At 32.5% G+C, this 12955-nt stretch carries 17 protein-coding genes and 1 pseudogene; 3 read left to right on the top strand and 15 right to left on the bottom strand.

Features of this window, described 5'->3' with window-relative positions; translation table 11 throughout:
- Positions 1-8 precede the first annotated feature (8 nt).
- Together TA89_RS03860 and TA89_RS19005 are read right to left on the bottom strand one after the other, a co-directional pair.
- A complete protein-coding gene (locus TA89_RS03860; protein WP_242850070.1) occupies positions 9-674 on the bottom strand; it encodes a class I SAM-dependent methyltransferase in 666 nt (221 codons plus the stop codon).
- Positions 675-691: 17 nt separating this feature from the next.
- Positions 692-826 (bottom strand): hypothetical protein, encoded by a 135-nt coding sequence (locus TA89_RS19005; protein WP_278246198.1) that lies wholly within the window; start codon positions 824-826, stop codon positions 692-694.
- 307 nt (positions 827-1133) lie between these two features.
- Between TA89_RS19005 and TA89_RS03855 the strand changes: the two genes are divergently transcribed.
- On the top strand, positions 1134-1598 hold the full coding sequence (locus tag TA89_RS03855; RefSeq protein ID WP_040210984.1) for a pyridoxamine 5'-phosphate oxidase family protein: 465 nt from the start codon (positions 1134-1136) through the stop codon (positions 1596-1598).
- Positions 1599-1739: 141 nt separating this feature from the next.
- Here the strand turns inward: TA89_RS03855 and TA89_RS17920 are convergent, their stop codons facing one another.
- From TA89_RS17920 to TA89_RS03825, 6 genes are all read right to left on the bottom strand, one after another.
- On the bottom strand, positions 1740-2588 hold the full coding sequence (locus TA89_RS17920) for a L,D-transpeptidase family protein (protein ID WP_082023839.1): 849 nt from the start codon (positions 2586-2588) through the stop codon (positions 1740-1742).
- Positions 2589-2666: 78 nt separating this feature from the next.
- Complete coding sequence (locus tag TA89_RS03845; protein ID WP_147590065.1) at positions 2667-3110, bottom strand: GNAT family N-acetyltransferase; 444 nt, start codon at positions 3108-3110, stop codon at positions 2667-2669.
- A gap of 250 nt (positions 3111-3360) precedes the next feature.
- Positions 3361-4041, bottom strand: a complete 681-nt coding sequence (locus tag TA89_RS03840) for an N-acetylmannosamine-6-phosphate 2-epimerase (RefSeq protein ID WP_040210982.1) — start codon at positions 4039-4041, stop codon at positions 3361-3363.
- 429 nt (positions 4042-4470) lie between these two features.
- Positions 4471-4686 (bottom strand): TrmH family RNA methyltransferase, encoded by a 216-nt coding sequence (locus TA89_RS03835; protein ID WP_147590064.1) that lies wholly within the window; start codon positions 4684-4686, stop codon positions 4471-4473.
- A gap of 473 nt (positions 4687-5159) precedes the next feature.
- A complete protein-coding gene (locus TA89_RS03830) occupies positions 5160-7064 on the bottom strand; it encodes an oxidoreductase (RefSeq protein ID WP_040210977.1) in 1905 nt (634 codons plus the stop codon).
- 598 nt (positions 7065-7662) lie between these two features.
- Complete coding sequence (locus TA89_RS03825) at positions 7663-7878, bottom strand: DUF1697 domain-containing protein (protein WP_040210975.1); 216 nt, start codon at positions 7876-7878, stop codon at positions 7663-7665.
- A 240-nt stretch (positions 7879-8118) separates the two neighbouring features.
- Here TA89_RS03825 and TA89_RS03820 point away from each other — a divergent pair, with 240 nt between their 5' ends.
- Positions 8119-8412 (top strand): hypothetical protein, encoded by a 294-nt coding sequence (locus TA89_RS03820; RefSeq protein ID WP_242850069.1) that lies wholly within the window; start codon positions 8119-8121, stop codon positions 8410-8412.
- 198 nt (positions 8413-8610) lie between these two features.
- Here TA89_RS03820 and TA89_RS03815 read toward each other — a convergent pair whose 3' ends face one another.
- The 4 genes from TA89_RS03815 to TA89_RS03800 form a co-directional block, all read right to left on the bottom strand.
- A complete protein-coding gene (locus TA89_RS03815; protein WP_040210974.1) occupies positions 8611-9012 on the bottom strand; it encodes a VOC family protein in 402 nt (133 codons plus the stop codon).
- Positions 9013-9078: 66 nt separating this feature from the next.
- The gene (locus TA89_RS03810) at positions 9079-9396 is read right to left on the bottom strand and encodes a DUF2500 domain-containing protein (protein ID WP_278246201.1); all 318 of its coding nucleotides are present in this window, start codon (positions 9394-9396) and stop codon (positions 9079-9081) included.
- Positions 9397-9463: 67 nt separating this feature from the next.
- On the bottom strand, positions 9464-10066 hold the full coding sequence (locus TA89_RS17610) for a helix-turn-helix domain-containing protein (RefSeq protein ID WP_052447309.1): 603 nt from the start codon (positions 10064-10066) through the stop codon (positions 9464-9466).
- A gap of 175 nt (positions 10067-10241) precedes the next feature.
- Positions 10242-10727, bottom strand: coding sequence for a hypothetical protein (locus TA89_RS03800; RefSeq protein WP_187119263.1), 486 nt, complete (start codon positions 10725-10727; stop codon positions 10242-10244).
- On the opposite strand from TA89_RS03800, the pseudogene TA89_RS03795 reads away from it, so the two are divergent.
- A pseudogene (locus tag TA89_RS03795) lies at positions 10713-10898 on the top strand (VOC family protein); the annotation flags it as partial. The gene TA89_RS03800 and the pseudogene TA89_RS03795 sit on opposite strands and share 15 nt — an antisense overlap.
- A gap of 89 nt (positions 10899-10987) precedes the next feature.
- On the opposite strand, the gene TA89_RS03790 reads toward TA89_RS03795, so the two are convergent.
- From TA89_RS03790 to TA89_RS03780, 3 genes are all read right to left on the bottom strand, one after another.
- Positions 10988-11368, bottom strand: coding sequence for an apurinic/apyrimidinic endonuclease family protein (locus tag TA89_RS03790; RefSeq protein WP_052447308.1), 381 nt, complete (start codon positions 11366-11368; stop codon positions 10988-10990).
- Positions 11369-11758: 390 nt separating this feature from the next.
- On the bottom strand, positions 11759-12187 hold the full coding sequence (locus TA89_RS03785) for a GNAT family N-acetyltransferase (RefSeq protein ID WP_197073436.1): 429 nt from the start codon (positions 12185-12187) through the stop codon (positions 11759-11761).
- Positions 12188-12270: 83 nt separating this feature from the next.
- Positions 12271-12927 (bottom strand): fibronectin type III-like domain-contianing protein, encoded by a 657-nt coding sequence (locus TA89_RS03780; protein ID WP_278246200.1) that lies wholly within the window; start codon positions 12925-12927, stop codon positions 12271-12273.
- Positions 12928-12955: the final 28 nt, after the last annotated feature.

Below are 12955 nucleotides of genomic sequence, written 5' to 3'. Positions count from 1 at the left end.
TAATAACCCTACCTTATTTTTTTTGCTGTAATTACAAAGGTCTTAGGAATACCTTTATCAAAGGTGTCTGAGGATAAATTAGGCTCCTCTTCTAAACCTTGAATTACTAAGCCGCTGTCAGCTATACCGGTAACTATTTCACCTAAATTCCAGAGGCGAAGAAGGACTTTATCCTGCTGCTCCTGGTTATTTAAATATTTTGAGTATGATACCAGCTTTTCTTTAAGGGATTTATCAAAATAATCTCCATCCACCTTATGCTTTCTTATCTTAGCAGTGCTTCCTCTTGAAGAAATAAGCTTTGTGGATACGGGATGAAAATCTCTGATAACAAATACACCATCCTTTTTCAAAAGCTTATAAGCCATGCTCATAAAAGGTTTCAAATCCGAAAAATAATGAAGTATGCCCATTTCAGCAAATACAATATCAAAGCTACCCCATAATTTCTCATCAGTAAGCTTAAGTAAATCTGATAATAAATACTCTATTTTTACCTCTGCCTCTTTCGCAAGCTCCAGGGCATATCTTTTGTTTTCTTCAGAAAAGTCAACAACAGTTACCTCCGCTCCTAATAAAGCTAGTGCCACTGCTTTTATGCCATTAGAGCCCATAAGGTTCATAATCCTTTTTCCTTCTACATTGCCGATGCTTTTATATATGGTTGAAACCATTTTTATTGGATATTTAATTATTTTTTTGCCGCTTCCTTTGGCTCACCAAATCTATTTATCCAAGCATTATAGCTTTCCTTATTCCATGAGCTCTCATTTTTATCAATACAAACATCTCTTTGTTGATAGCTATTTTCTGTGTTTTTTGACATATAAATCAGTCTCTTTCTTCCATTTTTTTATTTGATAATCATATCATTCTGCTTTTAATATTTTAAAATTATGCTGTTAAGTTTCATCTATTACTGTATTTGTTTTATATTCTATAAAGTACAATAATAGATAAAAATATAATTCCAACACAAAATTTGTTTACCTTGATAATTTTACATTTATTTCATATTACTTACAATAAAAATATTATCAATATGTAATTTTATTTAAAGATTATGTTTCATAAATTATGATTCAAACTAAAAATGAAAATAGATAATCAATTAATAAGAAAGGAATGAATTTATGTTTAAGGAAATGCGAAGAAATGAACGAAAATTAAAACTTGCTGAAGCAATAGAAATATTAAAAAATTGTGATTACGGTATTTTATCAACAGTAGGTGACAATGGATACCCCTATGGAGTCCCAGTAAATTATATTTATTTCGACACTTCGATATACCTTCACTGTGCTGCTAGTGGTTGTAAATTAGATAATATAAAAAATAATGACAAGGTATCCTTCTCTGTAGTTTGCAACGCAAGTATCCTGCCTGATAGATTCAGTACAATGTATGATAGTGTAATAATATTTGGTAAAGCTAAGGAAGTTTCTGATAGTGAAAAGAATAAATATCTTTTAGAGCTTATAAAGAAGTATTCACCGGATTATATACAAAAAGGCAGTGAATATATTAAAAATTCCAGTTCAAGAGTGAAAGTAATAGAAATAAATATTGAGCATATTTCCGGTAAAGCAAACAAATAGAGTGCACTAATAAATTTTAATAATACTGCACCTTATCATCTAGTGAATTAAAAGTAAAAAGGACAAGTTGACTTGCCCTTTTTCATATTCTTTATCTAGAGTTTCATTAATTTAGGTCTAACAGTTATATACTTCCATCTATTATTGAATTACTACAGTAGTGGCATTGGGAATATTATCATATATCCACTTAGCATTTTCAGTGGCCAGTCGTATGCATCCATGGCTTAGAGCCATCCCAAGCCTTCCGTCAATTACATACTCACCGGTAGAATTGTACAGGATTGAATGATAGTAGTAAGGTCCCCTGATTCGAGTAGCATATTTTACTAAATATGCAGAGGTTCCGAAAGAGGGTTTTCTTCCGTTAATAAAGAATATTCCCGTTATGGTTGGAGTTTTTGGTTTTCCTACAGTACATTCCCATTTATAAAGCTGCTGCCATATTCCATTATTTCTTTTAAAAACATAGGTGAGCTTATTTCTAAGATCTGTAGTGAGAAGATAATCCGTGGGACTTTTAACAGCATTTTCATTCACAAAACTGTTCATGTTGCTATAAAAGTTCGAATAATCCAAGCTTCCCGGCTGAATACCGTCATCAGATAAAAAATAATTAAACACATAACCTAGTTGTCCATTATAATTCACTCTGCTCCAATCTCCCAGGTTGTCTATTACTTCTACCCTTGCACCTTTAGGTATGATAGTAATTGTTTGAGCTAAAGGGGTATCCCCTTCCCTTAAATTTAAATTGCTCCAGGGATATTTACTTGTAGATAAATAAAACCTATATACATATCCTTCCTGAGAATCGTATCTTACCTTATCCCATTCATCATCCTCATCCAGTATTTCTACCCTAGATCCCGGCGGAATCACTGTTATTACCTTTGCGTCTGTGGATTTACCCTCTCTTAATCTCAGATTTGCCAGCACGTATTTATAAAAGGGCTGCTGATTGCCGGTAGTTTCCCTATTAAAAGGCATTTATTTCTATCCTCTCATATTTTTTATAATATTCTATGATGAGGATGGCTTATTAGTTACTATGGATTATTATGAAAACTACAGCTTTATTACCATAAGCTCTTCACCTTCCAGAATTTCTCCTGTTTCATCAAAACCTAAGCTTCTGTACATTTTCTTTGCAATAATATTTTCCGGTTCAACACTTGTAAAAAAGCTTATACTTCCTAGCTTGTCTTTTAAAATCTCTAGGAGTTTTATAACAGCTGCTTTCCCATAACCTTTATTTTGATACTTTTCATCGATCATAAGCCTGGATAATCCCCAGACATCATCCTCTAAATCATGCTCATACATTAAAAAACCTATCAAAATTTCACCGGCATAAATACCTAAAGGATATAATTCATCTTCAAATTCTGCCTGCAAAATTGAATACCAGTTTGGTGCCACAAAGGAATTTTGTTCAGAAGAGACCTTTAAATTTACGCAAGCTTCCCAATTTTCTCTGCAGACTTCTTTAAAAATAATATTAATAATCAATCATCTCCTAATCATTTAAATTAAAAAATAGTATTAGACCTATCTGTATCATAGTTATCACAATTACCTTTTTTGTTAATATTAAAAGTATCATATCATAAAGTTTACTCTCTATCAACACAGTCAATCTATTCATAAATACACATTTTCAAAAGTTAATCTGTTACTTTTATACCCTTTATACATATAGAATTACACTAAAAAAGTATAAATAAAAGAGATAGAGATTTATATCCCTACCTCAAAACAATTATAGTGCTTTTACTACTTCCTCATGGAATTTCTTCGTGATCAATTGTGGTCTTGTTATGGCAGAGCCTACTACCACTGCATATGCTCCTTTTTTCATAGCAATACCAGCCTTTTCAGGAGTATCAAAATTTCCTTCTGCTATTATTTTAGCTTTGCAGTCCTTTATTAAAGCATCTAATACCTGGAAATTATTAATCCCCTTAGAATGGTCTGTATACCCTACAAGAGTAGTTCCAACATAATGGAATCCAAGCTCTCCTGCTCTTAAGCCTTCTTCTATAGTGGATACATCTGCCATAAACTTTTGCTCAGGATACTTTTTAAATATTTCCTTTAAAAATTCTTCCTCCTGATTTATTGTAGCATCCACAGCTATTATATCAGCACCAGCTTCAACAAGCTGATCAACCTCCTTCATAGTTGGTGTTATATATGGCTTCATATTTTCATAATCAATTTTTATTATTCCTATTATAGGCAAATCTACTTCTTTTTTTATAGCAGCAATATCTTCAATGCTGTTTGCTCTTATTCCTATGGCTCCTCCCTCTTTAGCTGCCGCAGCCATTCTGCTCATTATATAAGAGCTGTGCAGAGGTTCATCCGCAAGGGCCTGACATGATACAATTAATCCTCTTCCCATTTCTTTCATGCTATCAATCTCTCCCTGTAATTTCATTTACAAAAATTATTTTCTCTCAATACAGCTTCATACTATCACTAAATTTTTTCCTGTTCAATGGTACTATTTTAACTTTTTAATAACATATTTATCTTCTTTATCAGTACATACTTAATAGCTTTATACTTTAATTTTTAATAATTTATAAGTATCAAATACAATAATTATTTAAACTTATAATCATTAACTAATACCCTGTTACCATTATTCCTTTTGATAGCAGACTCGTAAAGTATAAGAGCGGCCGCAATTCCCACATTTAGTATAATTCCGTAATCATTTTCAATGAGCCATTGAATTACCTTTAGGTATTCATCCTCAACAATATGGACTTTAAAGCAGGTGCATTGGCTACTTCTTAATATTTTAGAATGTGTAATCCTTGTTTTTATTACATATGATAGCAGTGTCAGTATTTGTTCCGTCTCAGGATCTTATAATTGTACCTATATTTCCCGGTATTTCTAATCCATCTAATACTATGATTACTTCATGACTTTCAGGGTTTAAATCCTCTAATTTTTTCAGAGGAAATCTCCCAAGAGCAAAAATCCATGCGGAAGTAATAATTTCAGAAATTTTATTAAAGGTAGATGTGGATACAATATGTGCTTCTTCAGCCTTTTCTATTATATCAATCATAATTTTAGATGCTTCAATAGTAACAATAAAGCTTAAATCCAAAGCAACGGACTTTATACTGGTATTATATTTAAGGAACTTTCCTGCCGCCCATATCCCCTCAACTGCTACCAGCTTTTAAGGATTAGCCTTTGCATTATTATTAATAGCCTGTATTTTTTTAATCATCTCGCATTTTTTCTTGATAGTCTGAACTTTTTTATATAATTCTCTCTTATGAACCTTTCTTTTTCCTCTAAGGATAATTCTATAACCATAAACCCTCCGTTAATCAAAAGAATGTATACAAAAAGAGGACAAAGAGTCTATCCTCTGTCCTCATATAATCTGCTTTCTTGATAAATGTTTTTAGACTTAGCCTAAATATTCAAAGCAAATAAATAGATATTAGTTTGCTTATAAATACTGGAAATAATTGAATCAACATATAATTATAGTAAAACACTAATCATATTAAAAGAGTACATCTAAGTTTATAATAGACATGCAGCATTAAACCCTTCTTCTACTGCATCTATAATCCTTCTTGCTCTATTTACGTCTCCTACAGTATATACCTCACTAAAGTTTTCTTTAATATCCTCTACAATACTGTCATTAGATTTATACCCTGCAGCAATAATGACAGTATCAACGGGTAGCATCATATCTTCAAGTATTATTCCTTCTTCAGTGATCTCTAATATTTTAGCTTTAACATGCTGCTCTACCTTCATTTCCTCAAGCACTTTAAATAAATGGCCTATGTAGGTTGCTCCAATATCCTTTGCTATAGCATCTATCATTTCCACTATATGTATCTTAACACCTTTTTCTCCCAAAAACTTGGCAGTTTCTGTTCCTACAAGTCCCCCTCCGATAATAGCTGCGGTTTTTCCTACTTCTACTTTACCTGTAAGAACATCTTCTGCCATGACAACATTTCTACCGTCTACCCCTTTGATAGGTGGGACAGTTTGTACAGCTCCTGTTGCTATAATCACCGCATCAGGATTTAAATCTTTAATATCTTCAGCTACCTTTACTTCCTTTTGAGCGAATTTAACTCCAAGTCTTATAAATTCATTAAAGAGGTAATCTCTAAAGAATAAAAAGGTTTCTTTTTCCGGTGGTGCTGCTAATATATCCAGCTTACCACCAATCCTATTATCTTTGTCTACTACAGTTACATCATGGCCTCTTAGCTTTGCTACTCTTGCAGCTTCAAGCCCTGAGGGTCCTGCTCCTATAATAACAACCTTTTTAACTTTTTCTGCTTTTTCCACATTTCTATTTACTTCATATCCAGCTCTTGCATTAACAAGGCAGTTTACAGATTGTCCTACAAGAACCTTATCAATGCAGCCCTGATTACAGGCTACGCAGTAACGTATTTCATCATACCTTTTATCTCTCATCTTAACAATAAGATTTTCATCTGCTATAAGGCCTCTGCCTATAGCAACCATATCTGCATACCCTTCCTCAATAATATTGTCTATAAGCTGAGCACTATTAAGTCTGCCTGCCATAATTATAGGAACATCAACCTCTTCTTTAAGCTCCTTTCCAAAAGGAATTAAGAAACCTTGTTTAACAAACATAGGTTGAATGGTATATTCTACTGCATCATAGCTTCCTGCTGTTAAGCTGATTGCCTCAACTCCCTGCTCCACTGCTTTTCTGCATATATATTTAACTTCATTAAATTTAAGCCCATCCTCTAAATATTCATCGGCACTTATCCTTATAGTTACAGGAACCTTACCTCTGCATACCTCAATAACTTCCTTTAATACCTCCATTGGAAATCTCATTCTGTTTTCTAAAGAACCACCGTATTCATCTGTTCTTTTATTACTGTGTGGAGATAAGAAGCTATGAAGGAGATATCCATGAGCAAAATGTACTTCTACAAGGTCAAAACCTGCTTCTATAGACCTTTCTGCCCCCTTCTTGAACTTCTCTTTTATATCTGCAAAATCCTCCGATGTCATTTCCCTAGGATTATTCCCAAGAATTGCACAAGGCATGGCAGTTGGTGCTATAGGCTGAATTCCTGTTACTGCCTCAGAAGCTTGTCTACCAGCATGGTAAAGCTGAGCTCCAATTTTTCCACCTTCGTTATGTATTGCATCCGTCAACCTTTTCAAACCCGGTACGAATTTATCATCATAAATGCTTAACTGAGTTGGAAGACCTCTTCCCTCAGGGGATATACCTATTGATCCGGTAATGATTATAGAAACTTCATTTCTTGCTCTTTCTGCAAAGAAGTCAATAAGCCTCTGGCTTACTTCACCACCTACTTCAGCTAATCCATTTTCCATAGGTGCCATCATAAATCTGTTTTTCGATTTTAAATTACCAAGAGCTAGTGACGAGAAAACTTTCGACATTTTAATACCTCCGATATTGTTAAAAATATATCTTCACAAACAAATATTTTTATGTCTTTATAAGACTTTTATTATACCTGTATCTTATATGATATTAGCCTTATTTATACTGTATTGTATAGTTTTTTATTTGCTGTGAAGATTTGCTATGCAATTCAATTATATCCTATTTAGGTAAATAAACAAGATAACTTTGTTATATTTTATACAAATTAGAACAATATACATTTATTTCATCTTGTTATATAGTTTAATCGCTTAATTAAAAAACTACCAGCAACCTTGTTGAATTTAAGCATACCTATTGTTAAGGTTAATCAAATAATCCAGGAGCTATAGAACAAAATGGAAATCAATTTAAATACATCTAATGTTAAGGTTAATCCCACTAAGTACATTGTTATGATGCTCAATGGTATGTTGAGCCTTTAAGTAATCTGTATCATAGATACTGTTCCCATCCCCTGCAAGAATGGTATTGTAGCCCAGAGCAAAAGCAATTCGTTACTTTGGTGCAGCATCCCATTAGCTATAAGGATCTGTATGTCAATTGTAATTTGCGTAGTGTTATTATTCATTATAAAAGCTTCTTTTATTTTTATTTAACAAATTCCAAAATCTTTTTAACTGTATTGGCGTTTCTGATTGTTATACTATTATATAAGGAAGATCCAACTACCTTTGACCACCTTGTCCTTGAAAAGTTTTTTATTGGAGCTGACCAAAAAATTATAAAAATTATATTTCTGCTGTTTATATAGGTTACTATATCCATGAAGTCATTTTCTTCAAAGATCTTTTTTAACTCCTCCATAGGTATTCTATTTTTCCTCCTACATTTCCCCCCTTAACATAGAAATATACCTTCCCATAATATACCCACTCACTTTCATAAAAGATCCTTATTATCAAAACTAAAATTATAAGTTATTATATGTCAATAATTACCCAATAAGCATTAATGCTATGTAAATTTATGGCAGTATATCTCTGGAATGTTTTGGAATATAATTATAAGTACAATTAATAATTATATAAATACAGGAGGTGTTTGATGTTTACTTTAAATTTAAGCGATGAAGATATCGTAATGAAAATTACAACCAGAAAGCCAGTAACAAATAAGGATGTTGCCGCAAATTTTATAGGCAACATGCTCACAAGAGCTGGCGGAGATATCGCTGACAAGGTAAATCTCATATTAACTAAGGATTCTATTTACTTAAAATACAGAGGCCACGCATCCATAGGATATGGAGAAGAAACTAGAGATATAAAAAAGATACCCTTAGAGGAAGTAATAAAATTTTCAGTAACTCCTAAAGAAAAAGAAGAATTAATAAAATAGTTACTAATGAAAAGGAGCTAGACTTTATTAGGGATAACTCTAATAATGACAACTTGGCTCTAGCCATGGCAAATGTAATAAAAGATCTTAAATAAGCCTTTTATAAATCTAAACCTTCATTGATTACTGTGTACTAAAAGGGAGAATGCAGCTCCTTGTATTTCCTTTTTCTTCAAATTAATTAAAAGTAAACACCTTTTATTCAGAAGCTTTCTTTGCAAAGGCAATTATATTACCATCTAAGTCAGAGCCATAAGCTGCATAATCTCCCCAATTTCTAAGTTCACACTTACTGATTCCCTTTCCTCCTGCAGAAACTAACCTTGCATAATAATCTTCCGGATTATCAACAAACATATATATTTCACTCCTAGGTATTCCCTTTGCCTGAGATGGATCAGGGATTTTATTTTCAAGAATCTTCATGATTCCTTCTGTAGGCATTATACCTAGCTTAACACTGTCGAAAAGCTGAAATTCTGTCATTCCGGGAACATCTAAAACAGGTTTATACCCTAATAGTTTTTCATAAAACAACCTACTTTTTTCCTGATTGATCACATAAATTATAAATATAATATTATCTTTGGAAATACTCATAAAATCACCTTTTTTCCTTCACTATTAAACATTTCAATTTATACATATCACTTTTATTTTCATTTTTTAATATATGCCTTGTCTTTCAAATGATATATATATTGTACCCTGAAATGTAAGACTTCCAATATCTCCCTCTGCAAGCATTCCATATTCTTTACCCTTTAAACAAAATTCTAGTCTTCTGCCATTTTCCAATTGAAAGGTAGTGTAGTAGGTTGTATAAGTAGAATGGTTTATGGAATTATTTCCCATATTATTATGTGATATCATATCTCGCTTAGCAATAACGGTTGCTTGTACATTTATTCTTGGCGAATTATTATTTCTAATCCATTCCGCAAAACCCTTAATTAACTTTACAATTATCATGATTATAATAATTATAAAAAATAAAAATACAAGTTGAACTATACTTGAATACCCATTAAAAAAAATCTATTATTCATATTCATGCTGTCCTTCCACTTTGTTTCTTAATGCAGTGCTTTTTCCCAAAAACAGTTATAATAATTCCGGCAATTATCTTGAAAGCTGCTAACACTACTAATATCCATAAGGAGGTCATAGGAATTTTAAGTACACTAATTAATTCAAAAGGTATTGGCATATTTCCATTTCCTATAAAGGTATCGGCAGCATTGCTTACAGTTTGTGATGCTCGTGTTATAGGCATATTACTGTTTCCGATAAAATCTCTTACGCTGTTAAGAGTTATATATGCAATGGCAGCATTCGCAAAATCCCAGATCCCCCATGCACCTACCACATAGCCTATAAAATACCACTTTGTTTTAATAAATTTTACAAAACGTGACGTAGTACATAATTGAGTTCGTGGTTCAATGGTCTCCTTAACCTCATCCTTTAAAATATAATCAGTACTTACTGAGAAAATTCTGCTTAAGGCTATGATTTTATCTATTTCAGGCACAGCCTCATCCCTTTCCCATTTCGAAACTGCCTGCCTTGAAACATCCAACTGCTCTGCAACCTGATCCTGAGACAACCCCCTTTCCTTTCTGAGCTTCTGTAATCTTTCTCCTAGCGTCATATAATTTCTCCCTTCAAGGTTATTTATGTCTTTATATTAGCTGTAATGCAGGTTGCAATCCAGCATCTATACTTGGAAAGTTCGCAACTGTGGGTTGCAGCTTAATAATTTTAAGAAATAGCTTATAAATATTATCAAGTTATTTATTCTTAATAAGATAATTATAAATTACATATTATTCAAAATTAATTGAACTATTTAGTATCCATCCAATTGTACCGTTCTTTTTTATCAGTGTTTTACTAGTTGCTCTTTCTACAATTGAAACTATGTCACCTTTTTTCACCGGTACATAATAATCTGTACAGTCATAACACCTCATACCGTCTCTAGCTTTAAAAATCTTATCCTTTTTGACCCAAAGCTCATGATTAGAGGATAAATGTCTGCAGAAACTGAATTCATCCCCTTCCTCTAATACTTCTATAGCATTATCCATCCAGGTTATCTGTATTGTATTTGAATTACCTTTCTGGTCTTCTGTAATAATACCTTTAGGAAAGTTATCAACACTGTGGTAAGTAAAATTATTTCCATTAATTATTAGAGCATTCAGCTGGCCTTCTGATTTAATAACATTTCCTCCATCAATGCTTATTATCTTTTGATCATGATTTATAATGGGGTTACAGCAGCCTTTTTCCTTCCCATTATAGAACATCCTTGGGGACAGCGTGTTATTCGTTTCTATGATCCGGATATGCATATTATTGAAGTTGGTGAAAATATGCTTATGGTTGTCAGAAGATTCTTAGACAGCGGTATGTCAATTGAAGAAACTGCTGCGAGAATGGATGTACCTATTGATTATGTTAAATCCTGTTTAAAGTAGACTTATCAAGGAAATCATACAAAATAAAGTAGGTATTTATAAGAAAATAAATATTATAGACATTTTAACTCTTATACGATTTTAAAGATTTATCGGCTTTCAAATATCCTTTGGATTAAACTTTTAAATTTTATAATTTCTTCATCTGTGTCAACTACTTCAAATATTATTTTCCCCGTATATCCTTTTAGACAAGTGTTGAAAACCACCTCAAAGTCAAGCTCACCTTGTCCTATAGGAAGATGTTCATGTTTTACATTAAAATGCTTATCTGCAATATGAATACATTTAGAAAACTTCACTTTAATAATCTTCTCCAGATGGTTGTAATCATCAATATGAGCAATATCAAGAAGCAGCTCTCCTTTCATAAACCAGATCTGCATAAAACTAAATTTGTGCAAGTCCGAAAACGCTATCTCATCTCTATAGTCGTTAAACCACCTTATACTTCTACCATATTCAATCATTACTAACACCCTTTCCCCACGATATTGATATTAAATAATTATTAAATTACTTATACACAACTGTGATTTCATTGCCCTTCGTTTCTAAAAAATATGACTGTATCACATCTTTCATCAATCTATGCATTTGCATTAATTGTATTACATATTTTAATATATTTTCTATAATAATACAAAGTTTGTATAACTTAATACCTTATAAATTCGGATTGCTTTATTTAATTCTTGGATTTTTACCAGTTCTTTTATTAGGAATACTATTACTAAAGTAGAAAAACCAAACATCTATAGTTAACATTTATATTATTATATTTTCCTAAAAACAAATAAAGCCTGCTAGATTAACTGTAAAATCAATTAATCTAGCAGGTTTTAATAAAAAATATTATCTTATTCCCTTCTATTTTCTCTTGGGTTTTGTCTTCGAAGCATTCCACACTTATTATCCGGCAAGTATTCAAAATTATATTTATTATATAACAAATCAGCAGGATAGTTGGCTATAAGGCATATATAGCTGTCTTCAAAAGTGTTTTCTTCAAAGTAATTGTCTATGGCTTTCATTATTTCATCGGCAAATCCCATTCTTCTGTAATTTTCATCCACCATAATATCGCTTACCACGTAGGTTATACCTTCGTCTCCTACTATTCTTCCAAAACCAATAAGCTTTTCATTATCATAGATGGACACTGTGAATATAGAATTTCCCAAAGCTTTTCTGCACCTCTCCATATTCTTATTTCCCATACCTGAACGAAGTCTCAAACTCACATAGTCCTCTGCACAGGGCTTTTCATATCTAATACTTATATCCATGTAAAATCTCCTTATACGAAAGTTAATTCTCTACATAATGTATTGAATTAAAGGTATGATTGAAAGAATAATTATACCACATACTATTTTCTTATCTCTTTTAAAAGCTTCCACAGCCCCTTAAGGTAATGTGCATTAAGGCGATGCAATACTCCTTCCAGCATACCTTCAGAAAGCATACCATCACCGGAGGCTACCATGGTAAAAAAAGGCATTTCTCCAATCATTGAAGCCATCATTCCCTCCTGCTCCTTTGCACTCTCAGTCACATCTTTGGCTACTTTGTTTGCATAGCGTCTAATAAATTTTCCAAGGAAGGTATGACTTATATCTTCTATGGTATTCTCTGAAGTATATGGTCTGGATGCCTGTACATCCCTTATATGACGCCTTTTTCCATAGATTGCTTCAAATTCCTCCCTTGAAACTTTAAACTCATTATTTGAAAGAGCATAATAATCTGGTGCTGTTATTCTGAAATCTGGCTGAGGTCTTTCCGGATTGTTAACATATATACCTCCCTTAAGACTGCAGCTATATGTGGAGGAGCCTACAAATATCTGATAGTTTCCGCTTTCACAGTACCAATCCTTAATTAAGGTACTGTAGTATCCAAAGTAGCCTGTATCAAGAGATAAAGTAACCTCTTTTGTCACATGAGGATTTAACTGCACCTTTACAAACTCCCTCAGCTCTTTTTTAGGCATAAATACGGTTTTATTATCATGAGAAACAAATATGAAGGCTGTTTCCTTCCTAGGTAAATCT

The sequence above is a fragment of the Clostridium polynesiense genome, from assembly GCF_000820705.1.
Classification (GTDB): domain Bacteria; phylum Bacillota; class Clostridia; order Clostridiales; family Clostridiaceae; genus Clostridium_AA; species Clostridium_AA polynesiense.
This window is presented reverse-complemented; position numbering and strand designations above follow the sequence as displayed.